Source organism: Candidatus Merdisoma sp. JLR.KK011 (genome assembly GCF_036941125.1).
Classification (GTDB): Bacteria; Bacillota; Clostridia; order Lachnospirales; family Lachnospiraceae; genus Laedolimicola.
Genome location: NZ_JAYWSZ010000003.1, coordinates 765,469 through 790,000 on the forward strand (window position 1 = coordinate 765,469; position 24,532 = coordinate 790,000).

Here is a 24,532-nt window from a genome sequence, read left to right on the forward strand (position 1 = left end):
AAATAGAGGTGAGGATATGGCAGGTCGGGAAACCGCCAAAAAAGCAAAAAAGCAGGGGCGCGAGCCTTTTGACTATGGTCTGATGCTGTGTGTGCTGATTCTGGTGGTTTTCGGACTTGTTGTGCTTTACAGCACCAGCGCTTATAACGGACGCGTCAAGTTTGCAGACAGCGCCTATTACCTGAAAAAGCAGTTTTTTGCCACTTCCCTTGGGCTTGCGGCCATGTATGGCGTTTCCAAAATCGACTATCACAAATGGGAACGCCTGGCCTGGCTTGGGTATCTGGTTTCCATCCTTCTGTCCACGGCAGTGCTCTTTTTCGGAGATGAGTACAACGGTTCCAAGCGGTGGCTTTCTCTGGGGCCTCTGTCCTTCCAGCCCTCGGAGTTTGCCAAAGTGGCGGTGATTCTCCTTCTGGCGTCCGTCATCAGCCGCCGGGTGCGGAAAATGAAATCTTTAAAACAGATGTTCCTGGTGATGCTGCTGATTCTTCCCATTGTGGGCCTGGTGGGGACCAATAATCTGAGTACAGCCATTATCATTATGGGAATTGCAGTCATTCTTGTCTTTGTGGCAAGTCCCAAGTACCTGCAGTTCGTGGCTATGGGAGGCCTTGGCGTGGGCTTTCTGGCTATTTTCCTAAGCGTCGAGTCCTACCGTCTGGAGCGCCTTGCCATCTGGAGGAATCCGGAGGCTTACGAAAAGGGCTATCAGACCCTCCAGGGCCTTTACGCCATCGGCTCCGGCGGCCTGTTCGGGGTGGGTTACGGGCAGAGCATGCAGAAGCTGGGATTTGTACCCGAGGCCCAGAATGATATGATTTTCTCCATTATCTGCGAGGAGTTCGGCCTTGTGGGGGCGGCCCTTCTGATGCTGCTCTTTCTCCTCATGGGGTGGCGGCTTCTGATGATAGCCGTTCATGTGACGGATCTCTTCGGCTGCATGATTGCGGTGGGAATCATGGGGCACATTCTGATACAGGTGATTTTAAATATTGCAGTGGTGACCAACACCATCCCCAATACAGGCATTACGCTGCCCTTTATCAGCTACGGAGGCACTTCGGTCTTATTTCTTTTATCGGAAATGGGGCTTGCCTTGAATGTGTCGCGGCATGTGACGAAATAGACAATTCTCTCCTTTGAACAAAGCGGCGGTTTTTGCATACCTTAGTATATAGTCGGGAATTAGGGGGAAGGATTTGTGGAATATCTGGAGATCGAGGGCGGAAATCCTCTCTATGGCGAGGTCCGCATTCAAGGCTCAAAAAATGCCGCGCTGCCCATCCTGTCTGCTGTCATCCTGCATCGTGGAACTACCGTTCTGAGAAATTGTCCGAAAATCATAGATGTACTCTATATGCTGGAAATTTTAAAAGGCTTTGGCTGCCGGGTAAGCTGGGAGGGGGAGGCTCTTGTGATTGAGGCTTCCGATCTTGCGGCCTGCCAGGTGGCAGAATGCTATGGAAGGCAGATGCGATCCTCCATTATGCTTCTGGGAAGCCTGTTGGGAAGGATGAAACAGGCTTCTGTGTCTTACCCGGGCGGCTGTGTGATTGGAGAACGCCCCATTGACATTCATCTTGGAGCCCTGGAAAAGCTCGGGGCAGTGTTCGCAGAGGAGCCCTCGGGCCTGAAGGCGGTGTGTGAAAAGCCGGTGGGGCTTACTTTACGTCTTCCCTTTCCAAGCGTGGGCGCCACGGAGAACGTAATACTGCTGGCAGCTTCGGCAGAGGGAACCACGGTTCTGGAAAATGCGGCCATGGAGCCGGAGATCGGGGAGCTGTGCCGCTTTTTAAACAGCATGGGTGCAAAAATCCGGGGAATGGGCACGGATAAGCTTGTGATAGACGGGGTAAGGGAGTTCCATGACACGGAATTTACCATTATGCCGGATCGGATTGTGGCCGGAACGTATATGTTGATGACGGCTGCTGTGGGGGGTGACGTGCGGCTCCTGGATGTGCCCCTGGAACAGCTTGGGAGCGTCCGAAAGGTGCTTGGGCAGATGGGAGCCAGGCAGGAGGCCGGGGAGGGAATGCTGCGTATCCAGAGCAAAGGGCGTCCCAGGAGCATTTCAAGGATTATCACCAGACCCTATCCGGGATTTCCAACGGATCTGCAGTCGCCCCTTCTGGCCGCTTTATCCCTGGGGGAGGGATGCAGCGTCATTGAGGAAACCATATTTGAGGCCCGGTTTAAGATTGTGGAGGAGCTTCGCCGTATGGGAGCCCAGATCCAGGTGGAGGGGCAGAAGGCCTTGATTCAGGGCGTAGAGGAGCTTCGGGGAACGAATCTCACGGCCAGAGAGCTTCGGGGCGGAGCCGCCCTTGTCCTGGCAGCAGCCGCCGCCAGGGGAACCAGCAGAATTTACCAGTATCATTATATTGCACGAGGGTATGAAAATATAATTAGGGATTTGCAATCTATGGGAAGTGTGGTACAATCCACCTAGTACCATAAAAAGCAGCTTAAGAACAGAGGAGCTGTTTTGCTTTTGCTTACAACGGGCCGGGCGGACGTTTGGCGGGGCAGCTCCTTATGATATGGATAGAAAAAGGACAAGCAATGGCATTGTTTAAAGAACCACAACCAAAACACCATTCCATACGTTTTCTGATAGGGGCGGCTCTGGCTATCCTTCTAGCCGCGGCTCTTCTTGTGGCTGCGACTGTTTTCAAGATTCGTGATATTGAGGTCACAGGCAACAGCTTTTATTCTGCCCAGGAAATCATAGATAAGGTGGTGGCAGACAGTTATTCTTCCAATTCCCTGTATCTCTATTTTAAATATCAGTATCTGGATACGGAGGAGATTCCTTTTGTGGATAAAATTGAGGTGAGTCTTGTCTCGCCCAGCAAGGTGAGGCTTCGTGTGTATGAGAAAAGTATCGTGGGCTATGTTGATTATATGGGGGCGAATCTGTACTTTGACAAGGACGGGATTGTCGTGGAGAGCTCTTCTGAGGTGACGGAAGGCATTCCCTGCATTTCCGGGCTGAAATTTGATTCGCTTGCCCTGTATCAGAAGCTGAATGTGGCCGATGATTCTATCTTCCAGCGGATCCTGGACATTACCCAGCTGGTGAAAAAGTATGAATTGTCTCCGGATCGGATTGAATTCGGGAATAACCAGACACTGACTCTGTATTTTGAAGAGATGCGTGCAGCTTTTGGAAACAGCGGTTCTCTGGATGAGAAGGTCGGCAGGCTCCATGAGCTGTTTCCTGACCTGGAGGGGCGTTCCGGGGTGCTGCGGATGGAGAATTATACGGAGGATTCCAAGTTTATCAGTTTTGAGCAGGATGAATGGGAGGAGCAGGAGGAAGAGGAAGAAGAGCAGACGCAAGAGCAAGAGGATGGATCAGAGGATGGAGCGGAGACAGAAGAGGAGGAGAGTAACCCTTAGCAAGTAAACCTGCACGGGTGGTTTATATAGGTCTGCGGCATCGGACGCCATGCAGCTCAATGGCGCAGAGCGCCATTTCGCTTAGGGCTAATCGCCCTATAGCCAAATATAAAACCAACCCTTAGCAAGTAAACTTGCACGGGTGGTTTATATAGGTCTGCGGCAGCGGACGCCATGCAGCTCAATGGCGCGGGCGCCATTTCGCTTAGGGCTAATCGCCCTATAGCCAAATATAAAATCAACCCTTAGCAAGTAAACTTGCACGGGTTGATTTTATATTTGGCTGCATGGCTGTATAGGAAATAATTTTTTTGGAAATCTTATAAATATGGGTTGATTAATTTGGTAAAAAAAGTTATCATATATTGTATGAGATTTTTGAAGATTGTATGTATTCCTAAGATAAAAGAACAGAATTGATTTGGATAGATTTGTTTTGGAATCGTATGCTATGCTTAAGGAGGGCAAGGATTTGCTTGAGATTACTATGAATGACACAGAAGCGGCGGCCAGAATTATTGTGATTGGTGTTGGCGGCGCCGGGAATAATGCTGTGAATCGAATGATAGAAGAGCAGATTGGCGGAGTAGAGTTTATCGGAATTAACACGGATCGGCAGGCGCTGCAGCTTTGTAAAGCGGAGAGGGCCATTCAGATTGGCGAGAAGCTGACCAAGGGCCTGGGCGCGGGAGCGAAGCCGGAGGTTGGAGAGAAGGCGGCAGAGGAAAGCATCGAGGAGATTAAGGAAGCCATCCAGGGGGCGGATATGGTATTTGTCACCTGCGGTATGGGCGGCGGCACCGGTACCGGCGGCGCTCCGGTGGTAGCAAAGCTTGCCAAGGATATGGGGATTCTGACGGTAGGCGTTGTGACGAAGCCCTTTAAGTTTGAAGCAAAGACACGTATGAACAATGCCACGACAGGGATCCAGAAGCTCAAGGAGAGTGTGGATACCTTAATTGTGATCCCCAATGATAAGCTTCTGGAGATTGTAGACCGCAGGACAAGTATGCCGGATGCCTTGAAGAAGGCGGATGAGGTGCTGCAGCAGGCGGTACAGGGCATTACCGATCTGATCAATCTTCCGGCTCTTATTAATCTGGATTTTGCAGATGTGCAGACAGTTATGACGGACAAGGGCATCGCCCATATCGGCATCGGCTCCGGAAAGGGAGACGAGAAGGCCTTAGATGCCGTGAAGCAGGCCGTGGCAAGTCCTCTTCTGGAGACTACCATTGTAGGCGCTTCCCATGTGATTATCAATATTTCCGGAGATATTTCTCTGATGGATGCCAACGACGCGGCAAGCTACGTACAGGATATGGCAGGCGACAATGCCAATATTATTTTCGGTGCAATGTATGACGATACATACACCGATGAGGCGACGATTACCGTAATTGCCACAGGGCTGGATGAGAAGAGCCCCACCAAAGTGCTTCCCAAGAGCAGCTTCAGCAAGATTCCAAGCTCTATGGCCGCTAAGCAGACCTTTGAGGCGAATCTGGGACAGGCAGGCGGACGCACAGAGACGCCGTCCTTTAAGCCGCTGCCGGGACTGAACATGCCGAAGCGTCCCGAGAGCAAGATTCCGGAGACGGAGATTAAGATTCCGGAATTTTTGCAGAAGAATAAGTAGGATCGCTTTCAGGGTACAAGGAGGAACTTCTATGTCCTATGACATCCATATTACCAGAGCGGAATTTTGGATTGACGATGAGGATCCGATTACATTGGAGGAGATAGAAAGACTTGTCAAGCCATTGCCGCAGGGGTTTTCCATTGACAGAACCGGGATAGTTACCGCAACGGGACCTCAGGGACAGACGCTGTCTGCAGAGGTTGGCCCATATCTGGTTTATGAGGATCAGGAGGACATGGACAGCCGTATCTGCATCTATTTTGATGAGGAGAGCGGTCCGTGGTTTCGGGCGTGCGACGAGAAGTATATGCTTCCTGTTATAGAGCTTGCTGATATGCTTCATGCAAAGGTACAGGGAGATGAAGACGAGATTTATACAAAGGAAGCCGTTTTAAAGGGCGGCTGAAAGTTGGATTTTGAAAGAACCGGGAGCCGGGAGAAGGGGTTTCGGTTCTTTTTCTTTGCAGATGGAGAAGTGGGAAGAAAGCAGGGAACGGGAGTGGGCAGTTGGAGAAGAGAGTAAGCGGTATTGTAGAAAAAGAGGATGAGGGAATCCGGCTGGGGCATTTTTTGAGGAAAAACATGCATCTGACAAAAAACGAGATCAGCCGGGCAAAGTTCCGCCAGGGAGGCATCTGCGTCAACGGAGAGCGCAGGAAGGTAAATGGGCTTCTGAAAGCAGGAGATTTTGTAGAGGCGCTTCTTGAAACGGAGGATGAGGTCTCGAAGGGGGTGGAGGCTTTTGAGGGAGGGATTACAGTGCTTTACGAGGACCAGGATGTGGTGGTCGTAGATAAGCCTTCCGGCCTTAAAGTGCATCCAACAGGGGGAACGGATGATGATACCCTTGCAAACAGACTGGCCGCTTATCTGCGTGGGAAGGGAGAGGATTCGGTGATTCGGATCTTCGGCCGACTGGATAAGGATACCTCCGGGGCTGTTCTGGCGGTGAAGAATCGGGGAGCGGCAGTCCGGCTGGAACGCCAGAGGGAACAAGGACAGCTCTTTAAAAGCTATCTTGCGATTGTGGAGGGTACGCCTGAGCCGGGGGAGGGAAAGATTGATAAACCTCTGAGACCGGTTCCCGGGCAAAGAAACCGCATGTATGTAGATACGGAAGGAAAACGGGCAGTTACATACTATACCTTACTGGACGAAGTCCCACGACCCGAAAAAGATTCCTTAGTCGGCCTGCGCCTGGAGACAGGCCGAACGCATCAAATCCGAGTCCATATGGCATCCATCGGCTGTCCGCTTCTTGGAGATCCCCTATATGGAAAGGGAGCAGTCCAAGGGATGGAGCGGACGGCCCTGCATGCCTGGAGAATTCACTTTCTGCAGCCCTTTACAGGGGAAGAGGTTCAGGTGGAAGCGCCCCTTCCGGAGGATATGAGGCTGTTTCTTTCCATAAGCAGCGACTGCTTTTCAAAAAATGCAGCTCCATAGCAAAGAATGGTGGTGTAGCCTTTTAAAAGACTTTTTGCGTATTGCCGCCGTTCGATCTGCTCCAAGGCGTCCAGGCAGTCTTTTTGCATGGAGGCTTCTGTTCTGGAGCGTTTGGTTTCGATTACGATAGCCCGTCGGTTCTTCCGGTCTTTGATTAGGATATCCGCCCGTCCCGTTCCCTGCTCCGAATTGGAGGCTACCTCATAGCCGGCGCCTACAAACAGACCGGCAGTAAAGGCGTGATAGTAGTCCTCCCGATAATCAAAGTAGCTGATGGTTGCGAAAAGGATATCAGTGATTTCCTTTGTCAGCTTCGCTGCATCTCCATTCCACCAGGCGTAAAAAAATTCGGTTCGATCCAGCATGGTAACAGTATCTGTAAACCATTTTGCCACGGTTTCTGCAAACAGAGTCCGGATCTCCTCATTTGGGATGCGAAGAGCTTTTTTCCCTTCTTCCAGAGAAAAGCGGGCTGGTAAGAGCTTAGGAGAGGCCTGTGTGAGATATCCGGTCAAATAGAGAATACTCCACAGGTTGTCCTCAGAGGAATGGTCAAAATCGTAGGTCAAATCTTCTGCGATATGTTCTTGTATGATTCCGCCGGATAGAAGTATTTCAAATTTATCATGGACAAAGAGATCTTTGCGATCTATAAATCTGCGGATAATCTGATTGTGGCTGGTATCCTTCCAATAGCTCTGAGGCACGGCGCCGGGATCTGTCATCAAAATACTCACATGGTTGAGGACATCCCAAGGGCAGTATACTTCCTGAGCGCCAAACAGATAACCGTCATACCAGTGCCGGATATCAGCAAGAATGTTTGATTTTTCCTCTTGTCTCAAAAGTCCGGCAGTTTTTAACAAAAGGGAGACCTCCTGTTCGGTAAAACCAAAATAGCGGCTGTACCGTGGAGTTGAGACAGAGTTGGAAACAAAGTTATTGGCCCCGGTAAATATGCTTTCTTTTGCAATGCGCAGACAGCCGGTAATTACAGCAAACTTAAGAGAGGGATTTGTTTTCCATGCCATTCCCAGAAAGGTACGCATGATATTCAGCATCTGGGGATAGTAGTCGTGATCATTTGCCTTGGCAAGAGGGACGTCATATTCGTCAATCAGAAGGATCACAGGCTTCCTGTAATGCTTTTCCATCATACGGATTAAGACAACCAGAGCTGTTTTAACGTCTGTCTGGGTTCCCTCCTGGTTTATAAGGCGCAGAAATGTTTTCCGTTCAATGGGGCTTACCTGCTCACTGGTTTCCAGATAACTGTGCTCAATACACAGGGAAGAAATGGAAAACTGGAGCATATTGTAAGCATCCTCAAAGGTATCGCCGTCAATATCCTTTAGGGTTAGAAACAGTACAGGCCACTGATTTCTCCATTCCTTACACAGTTCCGTGTTATGGGAGATTTCCAGGCCTTCAAACAGTTCTTTGCTGTCTTTATGGATAGAAAAAAAATCTGCGAGCATGCTCATGGTAAGGGTTTTGCCGAAACGCCTTGGGCGCGTGATAAGATTTACCTTAAAGGTATCTTCCAGAAGTTCCTGGATAAAGCCGGTTTTATCAATATAGCAGCAATCATTGGTACGTACTTCTTCAAAACTTTCGATGCCTATTGGCAGCCTTATTTTCATATAAAATCTCCATTCTGCTGTCCGAACTGACATTGCGTGTGAACGGTAACGTCTGATTTCCTTTATTCTAGCATGGAGGGCTTTGTTTCACAAGTTAAATATCCCGTAGGAATAAAATTTGGCCAGGCATTTGTGAAGACAATGATTTATCGTTGCCAGATACAGTCTCTCTGTGTTAGAATAAAAAAGTCTTTTGTAAAAGACGCAGTAACTGAAAGTAAAGATATAAAAGAGGAAGGGCAAAGGAAAACAAAGAAAGCTTTGACTGCAAATGTTTCTTTCCCCTTTGTGTTTGTGCCTCAAATGAAAATGCAGGCATTTTTGCTTGAGGCTTGGTGAAATTATGGGAAAATCACTCTATATTGCGGAAAAGCCCAGCGTGGCCCAGGAATTTGCCAGGGTGCTGGGGCTTAGCGCCTCCCGACGGGACGGTTACCTGGAGGGAGAGGACAGCATAGTAACCTGGTGCGTGGGCCATCTGGTAACCATGAGCTACCCAGAGGTTTACGATCCGAAGTTCAAGCGGTGGAGCCTTGCCACCCTGCCGTTTCTTCCGGATGAATTTAAATATGAGATCATCCCTTCCGTGAGCAGGCAGTTTGAGACCGTGAAGGGGCTGTTAAACCGGCCGGATGTAGAGACCATCTATGTCTGCACCGACTCCGGACGGGAAGGCGAGTATATCTACCGCCTGGTGGAGCAGATGGCAGGGGTAAAGGGGAAAAAGCGCCGCCGGGTGTGGATTGATTCACAGACCGAAGAAGAGATTCTGCGTGGAATCCGGGAGGCAAAGGATCTCTCCGAGTATGACAATCTCTCCAGCGCCGCCTATCTTAGGGCCAAGGAGGATTATCTGATGGGAATTAACTTTTCCCGTCTGCTGACCTTAAAATACGGTGATACCATTTCCAATTATCTGAAGGTAAACCGGACGGTTATCTCTGTGGGCCGTGTAATGACCTGCGTCCTGGGAATGGTGGTAAAGCGTGAGAGGGAGATACGGGAGTTTGTAAAGACGCCCTTTTACCGGGTGGAGGAGGAATTCACCCTGAAGGGCCGTGAAGCCAGAGGAGAGTGGCGCGCCCAGGAGGGCTCTCCTTATTTCCAGTCTCCCAAGCTATATAAGGAAAACGGATTTAAGAAAAAAGAGGATGCAGAAGCGCTGATAGGCTTTTTGAAAGAGGAACAGCCCATAAAGTCCACAGTCTTTTCCCTGGAGCGGAAAAAAGAGAAGAAGAATCCGCCCTTGCTGTTCAACCTGGCGGAGCTTCAGAACGAGTGCTCCCGTCTCTTCAAGATCAGCCCCGATGAAACCCTTCGGGTGGTTCAGGAGCTGTATGAGAAAAAGCTTGTGACCTATCCAAGAACAGATGCCCGCGTGCTGTCCACGGCGGCGGCTAAGGAGATTGGGCGGAATATCGGAGGGCTTCGGAATTATCAGAAGCTGTCCGCCTTTGCAGGCGAGGTTCTTGCCGGGACATCCTGGAAAACCCTTGCGAAGACGAGGTATGTGAACGATAAGCAGATTACGGATCACTACGCCATTGTTCCCACAGGCCAGGGATTCGGGGCGCTAAAGAGCCTGTCCCAGCTGTCGGAGCAGGTTTATGAGCTGATAACACGGAGGTTTCTGGCGATCTTTTACCCGGCTGCGGAGTATCAGAAGGTGCAGCTTGTGACGGCGGTCCGGGGAGAGAAGTTTTTTTCCAGCTTTAAGATTCTGCTGTCCGAGGGGTATCTGAAGGTGATGCCGAACAATTCCGGAGACAGCAGCAGGAAAAAGGGAGAAGAGGCCGAGGACGTCCGCTGCGATACAGAATTTCTGGAGCTTTTGAAGAGCCTGAAAAAAGGCGATCCGGTGGAGGTTCGGGATTTCGTTATCAAAGAGGGAGAAACATCGCCTCCCAAGCGGTACAATTCCGGTTCCATGATTCTTGCTATGGAAAATGCAGGGCAGCTGATTGAGGATGAGGAGCTTCGGGCCCAGATCAAGGGCAGCGGCATCGGAACCAGCGCGACCCGGGCAGAGATTCTGAAGAAGCTTGTCAATAATAAGTACATAGCCTTAAATACAAAGACCCAGATCATAACGCCGACCCTGCTGGGAGAGATGATCTACGATGTGGTCCGGGCTTCTATTTACAGCCTTTTGAATCCGGAGCTGACGGCAAGCTGGGAGAAGGGACTGACCCAGATGGCGGAGGGCAGTATTACGGAAGAATTTTATATGCAGAAGCTTGAAAAGTTTATTACGGATAAGACACAGGCTGTTCTGGGCGCCGATTACCGGAGGGCGCTTAAGCCTTGCTTTGACGCGGCTTCGGGATTTTATAAGGCTCCTAAGAAAAAAGAGACGGGAAGCATTAAATCAAAATAAAAGGAGTGGAAGATTATGAAAGAATTAGAAGTTAAAAACCTCTACACATTAACAGAGACATTGGCAGCGCCGCTGCTGTCCAGGGTGACTTATCCCTGGGAGGCATTGCCGGAGATTGGAGCTTTTATTATGGAGCTTGGCGCTTCCTTAAGCGAGGAAGAATATGAGAAGCAGGGGGAAAATATCTGGATTGCCCGTTCTGCAAAGGTAGCTCCCACGGCGTTCATTACCGGGCCGGCGATCATCGGGAAAGATGCGGAGGTGCGCCACTGTGCCTTTATCCGGGGAAATGCTCTGGTAGGCGAGGGCGCTGTGGTGGGGAATTCCACAGAGCTTAAGAATGTGATTCTGTTTAATAAGGTGCAGGTGCCTCATTACAACTATGTTGGAGATTCTATTTTGGGATTCAAGGCCCATATGGGGGCCGGCTCTATCACTTCGAATGTGAAGTCTGATAAGCTTCTGGTGAAGGTGCATACGCCTGAGGGAGATATTGAGACGGGGATTAAGAAGTTTGGGGCTATGATTGGCGATGAGGTAGAGGTCGGCTGCGGCTCTGTGCTGAATCCGGGTACAGTGATTGGAAGGAATAGCAATATTTATCCCCTGTCCTCTGTGCGCGGCGTGGTGGCTTCGGATTCCATTTATAAAAAACAGGGAGAGGTAGCACAGAAGAGATGAGTACCGGAAGGAGATTGCCGCTGACCGGAAGCGCGCTGAAATGGATTGCCATTGTGACGATGCTGATTGACCATGCGGGGGCCTGCCTTCTGGAGGTGTTTGTGATGAATGCCTACGGCTCTTCTCCTCTGGCCGGGCGGCTTACCGGGGAACAGATTATGGCCTGGTATGATTTTGATATCCGGCTGCGGCTCATTGGGCGGATTGCTTTTCCTTTGTTTTGCTTTCTTCTGGTGGAGGGGGCGGTGCATACCCGGAATATGGGGAAGTATATGCTTCGGATGACAGTGTTTGCCCTTTTGTCGGAGGTGCCTTTTGATCTGGCTTTTCATAATACGCCCTTTTTTGCAGGAAGCCAGAATGTGTATCTGACCCTTGTTTTAGGGCTTCTTGCGGTGTGGATTTTGAAAGGGTGGAGGCTGCAGCTCTGGAGGCTCCCGGCCGGGCTTTTGCTTCCGGCTTTTGCTGCGCAGCTTTTGCATACGGATTATGGGGCTGTGGGGGTTCTGGTGATTGTGCTCATGTTTCTTTTGCGGGAATTGCCCTGGGTCCGGGCGGCTGTCTGTACGATTGTACTTGTGGCTTTTAATGCTTTGGAGTGGCCTGTGGTGGTCTCCTTTTTGCTGATTGCCCTCTATAATGGGGAGAGGGGACGGCAGTTGAAATACTTTTTTTATGGATTTTATCCGGTGCATTTGGCGGCGCTTTGGGTGGTTGGAAGGTTTTTGCTGGTGAATATTTTGTGAGGACGGACAATAGCTTGATGGTTTGCAGAAAGGCAGGTTAATTCTTTTCCGGGAGTGCCTAAAGAATGGTATTGCGCCGGTTGTGATTGAAGATGCAAATAGAAATGAGTATCTGGAGGGCTTGAAAGAGTACAGAGAAGTAAAAGCATTGAGTAAATTAGTCAGTCTGTTTGAAAAAGAGCAGCAATTCTATTTAGAGAAGTGTAACTATTTTATGTGATATTGGGATGCCGTTTCGTTTTCCCGGCAGAAGATTAGGGAAGCGTAAGGAAGAACGGTAAGTGAACCAGAAACAGCGGCAGTTTGCAGAACTGGAATGGAGGCGGATTATGAGGAACACGGATATTTGTATTATCGGAGCGGGGCCTGCCGGGATTTTTACGGCCCTTGAGATGCTCAAACAGGGCAGCAAAAAGAAAATTGTGCTTGTGGAGAAGGGGAAGCCGGTGGAGAAGCGTACCTGTCCTAAGTCAAAGACGAAGGAGTGCATAAGCTGTAAGCCCTACTGTAATATTACAACCGGATTTTCGGGTGCCGGCGCTTTTTCCGATGGGAAGCTTTCCTTAAGCTATGAGGTGGGCGGCGATCTGCCGAGGCTTATCGGGGAGGATTTTGCCCAGGAAATGATTGACTATACGGATAAAATTTATCTGGAATTCGGTGCGGATACCAGAGTGGAGGGAGTCAGTGACGAGCGTGGGGTGAAAGATGTGCGTAAGCGTGCCATCCAAGCCGGCCTGAAGCTGGTAGACTGCCCGATCCGCCATCTGGGAACCGAAAAGGCCCAGGAGATTTATTACGAGATTGAGCAGTATCTGCTGAACCACGGGGTAGACATTATCTTCGGACACCAATGCCGTGATATCATTGTAGAGCAGGAGACCTGCAAGGGCGTGGTCATCGAAAAGGCCGGAACCCATGCAGAGGAAGAAACCATTTACGCAGAACATGTCGTTGTGGCGGCCGGACGCAAAGGCGCCGACTGGCTGGAAAAGGTCTGTGAACAGCATAAAATTGCCCATGAGCCGGGAACGGTAGATATCGGCGTCCGGGTAGAGGTGCGCAATGAGATTATGGAGGATGTCAATAATATTCTCTATGAATCCAAGCTTATCGGCTATCCCCTGCCTTTTAAGAACAAGGTCCGTACCTTCTGCCAGAACCCGGGAGGCTTTGTGAGCCAGGAAAACTACGACAACGATCTGGCAGTAGTTAACGGCCATTCCTACAAGGATTTGAAATCCAATAACACCAACCTGGCCATCCTGTGCTCCCACAACTTCACCCACCCCTTCAACCAGCCCATTGCCTATGCGAAAAAAGTAGGCGAGCTTACGAACATGCTTGGGGACGGTAAGATCCTGGTGCAGCGCTACGGGGACATTCTGGGAGGAAAGCGTACCTGGCAGAAGGAGCTGAGCCAGTCCAACGTAAGGCCCACGCTGCCGGACGCAGTAGCCGGCGACATTACCGCAGCCATGCCTTACCGTGCCATGATAAACATTATCAATTTCATCCAGTCTGTCGATCACGTAGTTCCGGGCTTTGCCGCCAACGAAACGCTTCTTTATTCGCCGGAGCTTAAGTTCTACAGCAACCGCATCAAGATGACGCCGGACTTTACCACAAACATCAAGGGACTCTACTGCCTGGGCGATTCCAGCGGCTGGACGAGAGGTCTGATGATGGCCTCCATGATGGGCGTTCTAATGGGCCGCAAACTCCAATAACACTCCCTCCCCCTACGAACAGCCGTCGTGAAGCCTATCAAACATTTATCAAAAAATTTAAAGAAAACAAGTCAATATAATATGTAAAAACGCCATAATTCAAAAGAATCATGGCGTTTTATATTCTATCAAACGCTATCTTAAAGTTTCGTGCAAGTTTCAAACAATTCAAATAACATTACGGCAGCGTAGATAAATATATACCTTCCATATTTTCAAGCTTTCTATTAAGAGCCATAAAATATATGCGGTTAGCCACAATATCTGCCGCTCTTATAAGAGTCACTTTGTTTGAATCGCAAAACAACAGCTCGATTCCTTTCAGGTTTTCAAAAACCGGCGGAAAAAACTTATCATACTTCAAATTATAAGTTCCCAGTTTAAATTCCTGTTCCAATCCTTCTCTCAATTCATAACGTCCATTTGTTGCTGTACTATGCTCATCATTATATATATGTACTGTTTCAATTTCATCAGGATTAATTCTATCTTCTTTAATCAATCTCTGCAAAGCCTTTTTTAATCCAACTTTATATGCATAATCAAGATAACGCTGCTTATCCTTCTTACTCATAAAAATTCTATCTAAGACATTTTTTTGGTTTATCACAATTCCAAAGCGAATAGCCTGGTTTAGGGAGCGGTACAATTTGCCTTTTTCTTTATTACTTATTTTACAGGCCTTTAATTCTTCACTGAGCGAATATTTTCCACAACGTATAGTCTTTTCCGCAGTAAGATATTTTCTATTATAATCATCTTTCTTTTCTTTGCTCAAAAATATCAATCCGCCATATACAAATATTTCATTATGTACCTTATCAAAAACGCCTGATTCATCAGAATAAATAAACAAATCCATACAATTCTCCTAAAAATAAAAAACCGCCTCTCGGCGGCCCCGTGACCGGTGCCAGAATATGACACTTAAACGCAAATTCGGTTACACGAGTATACAGCGTATCTCTACCTGCACTTATAGTATATGGATTTTTTCTTTTTTAGTCAATAGTACATTTTACTAAAAATGAAAAATTTTAAGGGCTGCGTCAAAGTTAATGAGAGATGCATTATTATAATTCCATTATAAAGATTGTCAGTTACAACTGGCAGTTATACGATAGCCGTATTGTAGAGAAAAGCACCATAATTTATAAAAATTAAGATGCTTTTCTCTGTCTTTACATTATATTTTGTTATTTCGCTATAATTTCCTTAAAACTTCCCAGCTTTCGCCGCTTCCTCAATGGAAACAGCCACAGCCACAGTCATACCAACCATGGGGTTGTTGCCTGCGCCGATGAGACCCATCATCTCTACGTGAGCCGGTACAGAAGAGGAACCTGCAAACTGTGCGTCAGAGTGCATACGTCCCAGTGTATCCGTCATACCGTAGGAAGCCGGTCCTGCTGCCATGTTGTCCGGATGAAGGGTACGGCCTGTACCGCCGCCGGATGCAACAGAGAAGTAGTTCTTTCCTGCCTCCAGTCTTTCCTTCTTGTAGGTTCCGGCTACGGGATGCTGGAAACGGGTCGGATTGGTGGAGTTGCCGGTGATGGATACGTCCACGTTCTCCTTCCACATGATAGCAACGCCCTCGGGAACGCTGTTAGCGCCGTAGCAGTTAACCTTAGCGCGGAGTCCCTCAGAGTAAGCCTTGCGGAACACTTCCTTCACTTCATTGGTGTAGGGATCATACTCAGTCTCTACATATGTAAATCCGTTGATTCTTGCGATAATCTGAGCGGCGTCCTTGCCAAGGCCGTTCAAGATAACGCGCAGCGGTTTCTGACGAACCTTGTTAGCCTTCTCTGCGATACCGATAGCGCCTTCTGCGGCTGCGAAGGACTCATGGCCTGCCAGGAATGCGAAACACTCTGTTTCCTCTTCCAGAAGCATCTTGCCCAGGTTTCCATGGCCCAGACCTACTTTACGCGTGTCTGCAACGGAGCCGGGGATACAAAAAGACTGAAGTCCCTCGCCGATAGCAGCGGCAGCGTCTGCAGCCTTGCGGCAGCCCTTCTTGATTGCGATAGCGGCGCCTACGGTGTAAGCCCAGCATGCGTTCTCAAAGCAGATAGGCTGGATGCCCTTGATCTGATTGTATACGTCAAGACCTGCGTCCTTGGTGATCTTCTCAGCTTCTTCCAGGGAAGCGATGCCGTAGCTGCCTAATACCTCATTGATTTTATCAATACGTCTTTCATATGATTCAAATAATGCCATCTTCGTCTACCTCCTCGCTTATTCCTGTCTCGGGTCGATGATCTTCACTGCATCATCCACACGACCGTACTGTCCCTGTGCCTTTTCCCAGGCTGTGTTGGCATCGTCGCCCTTCTTAATGAAGTCAGTCATCTTGCCAAGGTTTACAAACTTATAGCCGATAATCTGATCCTCTGCATCCAGAGCGATTCCGGTTACATAGCCCTCGGCCATCTCCAGGTAACGAGGTCCTTTTTTCAGAGTTCCATACATGGTTCCTACCTGGCTTCTGAGACCCTTTCCAAGGTCCTCAAGGCCTGCGCCGATGGGAAGGCCGTCCTCGGAAAATGCGGACTGTGTTCTTCCGTATACGATCTGCAGGAACAGCTCTCTCATAGCCGTATTGATTGCATCACATACAAGGTCGGTGTTCAGCGCTTCCAGAAGGGTTCTTCCGGGAAGAATCTCGGATGCCATGGCTGCGGAATGGGTCATACCGGAACATCCCAGGGTCTCTACCAGTGCTTCCTGGATGATGCCCTCTTTTACATTCAGGGTAAGCTTGCAGGCGCCCTGCTGGGGTGCACACCAGCCAACACCATGTGTCAAGCCGGAAATGTCTTTGATCTCTTTTGCCTGTACCCACTTTGCTTCTTCCGGAATCGGAGCAGCGCCATGATTTACGCCCTGTGCTACCGGACACATTTTCTCAACTTCGTGTGAATAAATCATTTTAAAACTCCTTTCAAGTTAAGTTAAAATCTTAAGCGGCCGCCATAGGGTTTCTAGGGCTTGTCGCATTTGATTACATTTTCTCATAATTTCGGGAAATAGTCTAGTGGTTTTTTTGGAATTTTAAAGGAAGAGGGAAGCGTGAAAAAACATGGAAAATGTAAGAATGCGATGTATCGTAAGACAAAAAAGAAAAAAGCCGGAGAGGCCGGCGGCTGTTTTCACAGTCCGCCGTCTGCTCCGGCAGCCTTTCCCGGCTTTTGGGATCCCCGGCAGAAGTCCAGGACTAATTCTGCTTCTTATACTCCGCAACTGCCCGGTCAAAGCCCTGGATGTGATTGACAAACCAGTCCACTACATTTTTATTCACCTGCTGCACAAAGGCGTCTGTGGGGCCTTCCTGTTCCTCAAGCATCTCGTACAGCTCCTTAATGCTCTGTACAAATTCCTCATGCTTTGCCTTATGCTCCTTAAGACCCGGATAACCGATCTCCTCCTGGAGAGCCTCCTCCTGGGAAAAATGAAAATTGGTGTACTCTTCCAGATAATCCAGTGTGTTTAAAGCCTTCACCTTGCCGTCCCCTGTCTCGCAGGTGCGCAGAAGATCGTTGATCTTCCCGATGAGCTCCTTATGCTGCCCGTCGATGAGATCGTTTCCTGTTACCAGATCATCTGTAAATTCCATATACTTTACCACGTGAAATCCTCCTTTAATTCCTGCTTTTTTGTTTACCCATTATAGCATGCCTGTACAAAAAATTCCATCTCTTTATTCTTCTTTTAGCTGAATATTTTTTAACAATTCCTCTGCAGAGACTCCATAAAGCCTTGTGAGAGCCAGTAAATTTGAGGTGCTTGGATCCGATGTTCCGTTTTCCCATTTGGAGACGGCCTGTCTGCTGACGCCAAGGGCTTCGGAAACGAATTCCTGGGTCATACCACAGCGAAGCCGATGTTCCTTCAGTGCTTCGCCCAGGGTTTTCTGCACCTCTCTTTTTTCTTCCCGTACTTCTTTGGAATTGAGATATTTTTTTAACGCCTTCACAAGCAGAAAGAAAAGATAAATGATTGCTCCGGTGATAATAAGCTGGATAATAAGTGCCGTAATGATATGAAAAGTTGCAATATACATGCGATTCCTCCTTCGCTGTTATATTTTTGAGACTTTAAAGAATACAAACGCCGCGTTTTTTTATTTCTCTGGACTTATATTACCAGATATCACGGCTTACATCCACCAGCTATTGCGCAATTATGAGTTGCTTTCCTATTATAAATCAAAGCTTCCGGGCTGTTTTGCCATTGATTCTATTGAAAAGTTTTCCTGCTGCGCATATAATAAAAATAAGAGCTGTTCAATATTTCGGATAAAATTGTGGAATTGCCATGAACGAGAGAATCAGACAGAAAAGAAAACAGGCCAGGAAACGGATTTTCCTTCTTTTGGGAACCTTGCTTATGGTTCTGCTGTTTGCTGCGGCCTATTACAGCGTAAAAAGCGGCCAGGCGGAGGAAATGCTGGCGATTCTCCTAGGGGAAGAGGGCGGAAGCTTTCAGGGAGGGGCGGGGCCTCAGATGGCGCTGACAGCCAAGGTTCAGAAAGCGAAGGCAGACGCAGCCGCCCGGGCGGCAGAGGAGGAAGCGGCTGCCGCAGAGGAAGAGCAGTCGATGGAGGTAGATCCCTCCCTGCGCATAGAAAATACCGTGGATTTTACATCCCTGAAAAAGCAGAACCGGGATGTCTATGCCTGGATTTACATACCGGGAACCAAGGTGGACTACCCGGTTCTGCAGCATCCCACAAGAGATGAGTATTATCTGAACCACACCATAGATCATAGATCGGGCCTTCCGGGAAGCATCTACTCCGAACCCATACACCCCAGGGACTTCTCGGCGCCCCAGACCATCCTATACGGCCATAACATGAGAAATGACACCATGTTCGGAAGCCTCCATGATTATGGAAATGCGGCCTTTTTTGAGGAACAGCCCTATATCTACATTCATCTGCCGGATCGGACGCTGTTGTACCGGATTTTTGCGGCAGTGCAGTTTTCGGACGATTATCTTCCGGGACTATATGATTTTGGAAATGAGGAATCCTTTGAAAGCTTCCTTGCAAAATTAAAAGCGTCCCCCGGGAATATAAGGGAGGACATGGAGGTAACTTTTGGAAAAAAGCTGCTGACCTTGTCCACCTGCATCGGAGGAAGGCCCAATAACCGGTTTCTGGTAACGGCAGTGCTGACAGGTGAATATGAGAAGGAAACGGCAGAGGAGCAGTAAAATACAGGAAAATCTTCTTGACAAATCCGGAACCTATGTTAGCATATTAATAAAAGAAAATATCCGGAGGTTCATATGTGCGCAAAAGATGTGAAGTACCGTAAGATCGAGGAAGACATCATAGAAGCCATCAAGGAGGGACGCCTGCGCCCGGGAGATCGGATTGACAGCGAATCCGTCCTCAAGCAGCGTTACGGCGTGTCTACCATTACCGTGCGCAGGGCATTTTCCGATCTGATCAGCCAGGGGTATTTAAACGGGGTCCAGGGCGTGGGAACCTTTGTGGCCAAAAAGCAGATGATACGGGCCTTGACCTCCATAAGCTTCAGCGAGGAGCTGTTAGAGCAGAAGTATGTCATTGATCTCTATGTAGATGCCATAGAGGAGATCATCGATAAGCGGATTTCGGGAGCTCTTGACATTCCGCCGGAGCAGTCCGTGATCCGGGTAAAGCGCGTCCGCATGGCAAATGAGGAGCCGGTGGCATACCATATTTCTTATATAGACAGCCGCATTTTAAGCCTTAAGCAGGCCCAGGAGATTTATGAACGGAAATCTTTCTACAAAACCCTGGATGCCATGGGCAGGAAGCCCACATGGGCTGTGGAGAACTATTCCGTCCGGGATGTGACGGATGCCCATATCTCGGAGCTTATGGGAATACCGAAAGGCAATTCCGCCTTCTTCATCAAGCGGACGGCCTACAACGACGAGGACAAGGTGGTGGAATATTCGGAGACCTACTTCCATAAGGATTGGTATTCCGTCAATGTGACAATCAAGATTTAAAGGATGCTGAGTTTTAAAATTTAGGGCAAAGTGTACAAAGGCAGAGCCGCCGATTTGGTGGTTTTGCCTTTTTTTTACTTTTCTATTGCAATTTCCTCTAACTTAATATATTATATACACATAAAATACAGTATGTTAATATATTAAGTTAAGAAACGGTGTGTCGAAGCAGCTTTACCCTTTAGTGCTGTCGCGCAGCGACTTTTATAGTCCGGCTAAGAAATGTCAAGTGTTTTTGAAAAATAAATTTTGCTGGACAGTAAAGCTGCAAAGACGCACGAGAGGAACTTTTATGAGTGTCCTTTCGAATAAAAGTTTCTCTCATTACCGGTGTGTCGAAGCAGCTTTACCCTTTAGTGCTGTCGCGCAGCGACTTTTATAGGAGGAAGAAATGAAAATCGTAACCTATGAACAGAAATATGAAAAAGCAGTCACGGCTTTGTGGAACCGGACGCTCCATGCAGATCCCATTACCGTGGAAAAATTCCGCAGGCAGGCGCTGTTTGACGAAAACTTTGATCCGTCCCTCTGTTATGTGGCTCTTGAGGAGGAACAGCCCGTGGGCTTCTGCCTGGGGATGCGCAGGAAGTTTCCTTATATGGAACGCGGCCTGGAGCCGGAGCGGGGATGGATTGTAGTGATGTTTGTAGCGGAGGAATTTCAAAGAAGGGGAATCGGCACTGCCCTGGCAAATCGGGCGGAGGAGGACATGAAGCGCGCCGGCGCAGAGAATATCACCTTAAGCGCCTACAGTCCCAGCTACTTTTTCCCAGGGGTGGACGAGGAGAATTACCCAAACGCCGCTGCATTTTTTAAAAAACTGGGATACGTTTCCGGCAAAAAGGATTACTCCATGTGTAAGGATCTCCACGGATACCAGATGAGCCCGGAGGCAGAGAAAAAGATGGAGGCTGCCGAGAAAAAGGGCTATCGTTTTATTAATTTTACTTATGAGTATGCGCTGGAGCTTTTGGAATTTAACAAGAACCAGTTTGGGGGAGGCTGGAAGCGCAACGCGCTCATTGCCATGCAGAACGGCACAGCAGAGGACTTGATTCTACTGGTGTTAAGCCCTAAAGGAAATATCTGCGGCTTCTGTATGCGGATGATTGACGGCAACCCTATGCGGTTCGGCCCCATTGGCATTGATAAAGCTATGAGAAATGAGGGGCTTGGAAGTATTCTTCTTGATTTTGCACAGCTTGAGATGGCAAAAAGAGGAGTTTACCATATGTATTTTGTTTCTACTGATGAACCGGGACGGCGCTACTATGAGCGGCATGGAATCCATGTGTTCCGGAGCTTTACATCCTACAAAAAGGAGTTGTAGGAAAGGAGGGAGTTTGATTTATGGCGGCACTTAGACGTATTGTCAGCATTGGGGCCCATTCCCTGGACGCAGAGCTTATGGGAGGCCCGCTGATGCTGAAATATGCAAAGGAGGGGGCGCACTGCACCTTCATCCATGTGACCCAGGGAAGGCTGGAGGATCCGGATGCCACAGAAGAGGCGAAGGCAGCATACCTCCAATCCCTGCTGGATCAGAACCGGAAGGCGGCAGAAGCCTTAGGGGGCGATACCATCTGGCTGGGCTATGTTTCCAGCAGTATGCCGTCCACAGAGGAATTCGCGGCAAGGCTTGAGAAATATTTTGAGGAGGAGCAGGTGGAGCTGGTAATCACCCATTGGAGAGGTTCCATGCATCCCAGACATATCAATACCCATGATGCGGTAACTGCCGCCGTGAAGGCTTTGCGGAGAAAGGGAAATCCCATCCGCCTTCTGTACGGGGAGACCTTTGAGGATCTCGTAGGCTTTTTGCCCCAGGCGTATTTTGTCTTGAGTGAGAAGGAGAAGGAGCAGTGGTTTCTGGGACTTAAGGAATACCAGGTGTTTAATGGGGAAATCAATGATTTTCCATATATTCCTTATTATACAACCAATGGAAAGGTGCGTCAGATCGAGTGCGGCAGCAACGGCTTTACGGTGAATTATATGTATGCCAGCCTCATCGAGAATGAGCTGTGGTAAGGATTATGAGTGAAGAAAAGGTAAAAATCAGCCACCTGAACACGGAAACCCGGAATCCTAAGACTATGGATCTGGATCTTCTGAAGCCCGGGGAAATCATCCGCATTATGAATGAGGAGGACATGAGGGCCGTGAAGGCAGTAGAAAAGGCGCTGCCCCAGATTGAAAAGGCTGTTACCCGGGTGGTGCAGGCGTTGAACGAAGGCGGCAGACTCATCTATGCGGGAGCCGGAACCAGCGGAAGAATCGGAATTATGGACGCGGTAGAGTGCACGCCGACTTTTTCTACGGCAGACGAGGTTCAGGCAGTCATTGCAGGAGGAAGCAAAGCCTTCATCAAGGCCGTAGAAGGGGCGGAGGATTCGGAAAGCCTGGCTGCGGAGGACTTAAAGGAGCTCGGGCTTAAAAAAGAGGATGTGGTATGTGCCATTGCGGCCTCAGGAAGAACGCCCTACTGCATAGGAGCTTTGAAGTACGGGGCTTTGGCGGGAGCCGGAACCATCAGCATCAGCTGCAATCCGGGAGCCGTCATTTCCGGGCTTGCCCAGATTGCCATTGAGGTAAATGCAGGGCCGGAGATTCTCACCGGTTCCACCAGGCTGAAGGCCGGAACCTGTCAGAAGCTTATCTGCAATATGATTTCTACTGCCTCCATGGTAGGCATCGGGAAGGTGTACGGCAATCTGATGGTGGATATGAAGGCAACCAATCAGAAACTGGTGGAGCGCGCCAAGGGAATTGTGATGCAGAGCACAGGCTGCAGCTACGAGAGAGCAGAGGAGGTTCTTAAGGAAACGGAATATTCCACAAAGGAAGCCATTGTAATGATTCTCACCGGAACAGACCGGGAAACGGCGGCGGAGCTGCTGAAGAAGAACAAAGGCTTTGTGCGGAAATGTATATCTATAGAATAGGAACTGGAAACAGTAATATCCTTCATAACAAGTGGACTGTGAAGGATATTACGGAACTGGAATAGGAGATTGGAAATGGGAAAGTTATATGTACGGGTGGATGACAGGCTGATTCACGGTCAGACCATCGTGGCCTGGTGCCCGACGCTTAAAATCCAGGAAATCATAGCAGTGGACGATGCCAGCGCGCAGAATCCTGTGCTGAAATCGATTCTTACCATGGGAGTGCCGAAGAATTACGTGACAAATGTTGTCACCACAGCAGAGGCGAATGCACTCCTGGAAGAAAAGAGCGATAAAAACCGTCTGGTCATTGTAAAAGTGCCGGAGAAGCTTGGGGAGCTTGGGGACAATATCAGTGACTGTGAGCAGCTGATTCTGGGAAATATGGCAAAGCGGCCGGATACAGTTCACAAGATAAGCGGTGCCACAGGTATTTTTTATCTGAGCGAGGCAGACGTGAAGCTTCTGGACAATCTGGCAGAAAGAGGAATGGATATTGTGTTCCACCAGCTCCCCAACGCCTCCAAGGTGACCTGGAAGGCATTCAAAGAGACTATTTGATATTACAGAACTATAAATAGTCCAGCTGAGAACGAAAAAAATTATCTGCTGGACGGCAAAGTCGAGGAGGCGCACGAGAGGAACTTTTATGAGAGTCCTTTCGAATAAAAGTTCCTCTCATTACAGGTGGGCCGAAGGGACTTTGCACTTTAGTGCTATCGCGCAGCGATTTAGAATAGGAGAAAAGCATGAATACAGTTCAAATCATTTTAATAGCGCTATTTGTATATCTGGGAGCCATCGGCTCCATTGTAGGCAATACCATAGGCTGGTACACATTGGGAAGACCCCTGGTGGCCTCCTTCGTAGTAGGCCTTATCATGGGCGACGTGCCAACCGCCATGCTGGTAGGCGTGCCCTTGCAAATCATGTACATGGGAAATGTGACTCCCGGCGGCGCCGTTGCCTGGGATCTATCCTATGCAACCTACATCGGCACAGCCGGAGCGCTGGTATTCGGCAAAGGCATGGGAACTACGGAGGTTATCGGCCTGGCGGTGCTGTTTGCAGGGATCGGCGGCCTGGTGGGCGGCGTAATGTGGAACGTATCCTATGCCCTCAATCTTCCTTTGAACCGCATTGCCAACAAGTATGCGGAGGCCGGCGAGACAAAGAAAATGTACATACCAAATGTAGTGTTTGGGCAGCTCATCGGCTTTGCCTGCCGCTTTATTCCGGCCGTGATTGTGCTAAGCTCCATGACGGCGGCCTCCGGCCAGGGAGACTTCGCAAGCATGATCCCTGGATGGGTGACTACGCTCCTGGGAGTGTTCGGCGGCATGATGGCTGCATTGGGAATGGGAATTATCCTGTCCTTCCTTCTGAAAAAGCAGTACCACTTTGCTGTTTTCCTGGTTGGATTTATTCTGGTAACCTATTTTGGACTGAGCATGATGGGAGTGGCAGTCGTGGCTGTGATAACGGCAGTCCTCTATTTTGTGATTGTAGATAAATTGTCAGGGAGGGAATAACAATGGCAAAGAAAATCAGTGAAAAGACCTTAAAGAAATCCTTTTGGAACTGGTTCTTTTGGAACGGCTGCTCACAGCAGGCGGAGAGCATGCTCGGCATGGCTTTTGGACAGTCCATGGCTCCGGTGGTAGAGGAGCTCTATGATACGAAGGAAGAAAAAGCAGAGGCGCTGAAGCGCCATGTGACCCTCTTTAATACAGAGGCCCAGGTGGGCTCCATCTGCAACGGCATTGTCTGCGGCATGGAGGAGGCCAATGCAAATGGCGAGTGTACGCCGGAGATTATCGGAAGTGTGAAGACTGCGTTGATTGGGCCTACTTCGGCCATCGGCGATTCTCTGTGGGTGGCAACCATCATTCCCAT

The 24,532-nt window shown here is 49.0% G+C and carries 25 protein-coding genes (1 of these 25 cut by a window edge); 19 read left to right on the plus strand and 6 right to left on the minus strand.

The window, feature by feature from the left end; genetic code table 11:
• Positions 1-16 precede the first annotated feature (16 nt).
• The 6 genes from VV089_RS04530 to VV089_RS04555 all read left to right on the plus strand — a co-directional run bounded on the left by VV089_RS04530 (position 17) and on the right by VV089_RS04555 (position 6,496).
• Entirely contained in the window at positions 17-1,129 is a 1,113-nt protein-coding gene (locus VV089_RS04530) for an FtsW/RodA/SpoVE family cell cycle protein (protein ID WP_172542752.1), read from the plus strand.
• Between the two features lie 75 nt (positions 1,130-1,204).
• Positions 1,205-2,455: a UDP-N-acetylglucosamine 1-carboxyvinyltransferase gene (gene murA / locus VV089_RS04535; RefSeq protein ID WP_334335099.1), complete on the plus strand. Its 1,251-nt coding sequence runs from the start codon at positions 1,205-1,207 to the stop codon at positions 2,453-2,455.
• Between the two features lie 113 nt (positions 2,456-2,568).
• Positions 2,569-3,408, plus strand: a complete 840-nt coding sequence (locus tag VV089_RS04540; RefSeq protein WP_334335100.1) for a cell division protein FtsQ/DivIB — start codon at positions 2,569-2,571, stop codon at positions 3,406-3,408.
• 472 nt (positions 3,409-3,880) lie between these two features.
• Positions 3,881-5,047 carry a cell division protein FtsZ gene (gene ftsZ, locus VV089_RS04545; RefSeq protein WP_172542755.1) on the plus strand — a complete coding sequence of 389 codons (1,167 nt, stop codon included), beginning with the start codon at positions 3,881-3,883 and terminating at the stop codon, positions 5,045-5,047.
• Positions 5,048-5,078: 31 nt separating this feature from the next.
• Positions 5,079-5,456, plus strand: coding sequence for a hypothetical protein (locus VV089_RS04550; RefSeq protein WP_334335101.1), 378 nt, complete (start codon positions 5,079-5,081; stop codon positions 5,454-5,456).
• Between the two features lie 101 nt (positions 5,457-5,557).
• A complete protein-coding gene (locus VV089_RS04555) occupies positions 5,558-6,496 on the plus strand; it encodes an RluA family pseudouridine synthase (RefSeq protein WP_334335102.1) in 939 nt (312 codons plus the stop codon).
• Here VV089_RS04555 and VV089_RS04560 read toward each other — a convergent pair.
• A complete protein-coding gene (locus VV089_RS04560; RefSeq protein ID WP_334335103.1) occupies positions 6,412-8,139 on the minus strand; it encodes an AAA family ATPase in 1,728 nt (575 codons plus the stop codon). The genes VV089_RS04555 and VV089_RS04560 overlap by 85 nt on opposite strands.
• Positions 8,140-8,271: 132 nt before the next feature.
• Here VV089_RS04560 and VV089_RS04565 point away from each other — a divergent pair, with 132 nt between their 5' ends.
• The 5 genes from VV089_RS04565 (at position 8,272) to VV089_RS04585 (ending at position 13,673) form a co-directional block, all read left to right on the plus strand.
• A complete protein-coding gene (locus VV089_RS04565; protein WP_334335104.1) occupies positions 8,272-8,478 on the plus strand; it encodes a hypothetical protein in 207 nt (68 codons plus the stop codon).
• Between the two features lie 4 nt (positions 8,479-8,482).
• Positions 8,483-10,516 carry a DNA topoisomerase gene (locus VV089_RS04570; protein ID WP_334335105.1) on the plus strand — a complete coding sequence of 678 codons (2,034 nt, stop codon included), beginning with the start codon at positions 8,483-8,485 and terminating at the stop codon, positions 10,514-10,516.
• 15 nt (positions 10,517-10,531) lie between these two features.
• On the plus strand, positions 10,532-11,197 hold the full coding sequence (locus VV089_RS04575; protein WP_334335106.1) for an acyltransferase: 666 nt from the start codon (positions 10,532-10,534) through the stop codon (positions 11,195-11,197).
• Complete coding sequence (locus VV089_RS04580; protein ID WP_172542762.1) at positions 11,194-11,943, plus strand: TraX family protein; 750 nt, start codon at positions 11,194-11,196, stop codon at positions 11,941-11,943. The genes VV089_RS04575 and VV089_RS04580 overlap by 4 nt, the downstream gene beginning before the upstream one ends.
• A 329-nt stretch (positions 11,944-12,272) precedes the next feature.
• Positions 12,273-13,673 (plus strand): NAD(P)/FAD-dependent oxidoreductase, encoded by a 1,401-nt coding sequence (locus tag VV089_RS04585; protein WP_334336207.1) that lies wholly within the window; start codon positions 12,273-12,275, stop codon positions 13,671-13,673.
• A gap of 178 nt (positions 13,674-13,851) precedes the next feature.
• Here VV089_RS04585 and VV089_RS04590 read toward each other — a convergent pair whose 3' ends face one another.
• From VV089_RS04590 to VV089_RS04610, 5 genes are all read right to left on the minus strand, one after another.
• Positions 13,852-14,535 carry a DUF3800 domain-containing protein gene (locus tag VV089_RS04590; protein WP_334335107.1) on the minus strand — a complete coding sequence of 228 codons (684 nt, stop codon included), beginning with the start codon at positions 14,533-14,535 and terminating at the stop codon, positions 13,852-13,854.
• A gap of 353 nt (positions 14,536-14,888) precedes the next feature.
• Positions 14,889-15,899 carry a GGGtGRT protein gene (locus VV089_RS04595; RefSeq protein ID WP_172542764.1) on the minus strand — a complete coding sequence of 337 codons (1,011 nt, stop codon included), beginning with the start codon at positions 15,897-15,899 and terminating at the stop codon, positions 14,889-14,891.
• 18 nt (positions 15,900-15,917) lie between these two features.
• On the minus strand, positions 15,918-16,610 hold the full coding sequence (locus VV089_RS04600) for an iron-sulfur cluster assembly scaffold protein (RefSeq protein ID WP_172542765.1): 693 nt from the start codon (positions 16,608-16,610) through the stop codon (positions 15,918-15,920).
• Between the two features lie 286 nt (positions 16,611-16,896).
• Positions 16,897-17,295, minus strand: a complete 399-nt coding sequence (locus VV089_RS04605; RefSeq protein ID WP_172542772.1) for a bacteriohemerythrin — start codon at positions 17,293-17,295, stop codon at positions 16,897-16,899.
• Between the two features lie 84 nt (positions 17,296-17,379).
• Positions 17,380-17,742 carry a helix-turn-helix domain-containing protein gene (locus VV089_RS04610; protein WP_172542766.1) on the minus strand — a complete coding sequence of 121 codons (363 nt, stop codon included), beginning with the start codon at positions 17,740-17,742 and terminating at the stop codon, positions 17,380-17,382.
• A gap of 254 nt (positions 17,743-17,996) precedes the next feature.
• On the opposite strand from VV089_RS04610, the gene VV089_RS04615 reads away from it, so the two are divergent.
• From VV089_RS04615 to VV089_RS04650, 8 genes are all read left to right on the plus strand, one after another.
• The gene (locus VV089_RS04615) at positions 17,997-18,899 is read left to right on the plus strand and encodes a class B sortase (RefSeq protein WP_334335108.1); all 903 of its coding nucleotides are present in this window, start codon (positions 17,997-17,999) and stop codon (positions 18,897-18,899) included.
• Positions 18,900-18,974: 75 nt separating this feature from the next.
• Positions 18,975-19,688: a GntR family transcriptional regulator gene (locus tag VV089_RS04620; protein ID WP_172542768.1), complete on the plus strand. Its 714-nt coding sequence runs from the start codon at positions 18,975-18,977 to the stop codon at positions 19,686-19,688.
• Between the two features lie 391 nt (positions 19,689-20,079).
• Complete coding sequence (locus tag VV089_RS04625) at positions 20,080-21,018, plus strand: GNAT family N-acetyltransferase (RefSeq protein WP_334335109.1); 939 nt, start codon at positions 20,080-20,082, stop codon at positions 21,016-21,018.
• Positions 21,019-21,038: 20 nt separating this feature from the next.
• Entirely contained in the window at positions 21,039-21,719 is a 681-nt protein-coding gene (locus VV089_RS04630) for a PIG-L deacetylase family protein (RefSeq protein WP_172543710.1), read from the plus strand.
• A gap of 5 nt (positions 21,720-21,724) precedes the next feature.
• Positions 21,725-22,633, plus strand: a complete 909-nt coding sequence (murQ, locus tag VV089_RS04635) for an N-acetylmuramic acid 6-phosphate etherase (RefSeq protein WP_334335110.1) — start codon at positions 21,725-21,727, stop codon at positions 22,631-22,633.
• Between the two features lie 75 nt (positions 22,634-22,708).
• Positions 22,709-23,197 carry a PTS system mannose/fructose/N-acetylgalactosamine-transporter subunit IIB gene (locus VV089_RS04640; protein ID WP_172540353.1) on the plus strand — a complete coding sequence of 163 codons (489 nt, stop codon included), beginning with the start codon at positions 22,709-22,711 and terminating at the stop codon, positions 23,195-23,197.
• 188 nt (positions 23,198-23,385) lie between these two features.
• Positions 23,386-24,168 (plus strand): PTS sugar transporter subunit IIC, encoded by a 783-nt coding sequence (locus VV089_RS04645; protein WP_172540357.1) that lies wholly within the window; start codon positions 23,386-23,388, stop codon positions 24,166-24,168.
• 2 nt (positions 24,169-24,170) lie between these two features.
• Positions 24,171-24,532 carry the 5' portion of a PTS system mannose/fructose/sorbose family transporter subunit IID gene (locus VV089_RS04650; protein WP_172540358.1) on the plus strand. It continues 505 nt past the right edge of the window, so only the first 362 of its 867 coding nucleotides appear in the window; the start codon lies at positions 24,171-24,173; its stop codon lies off the right edge, out of view.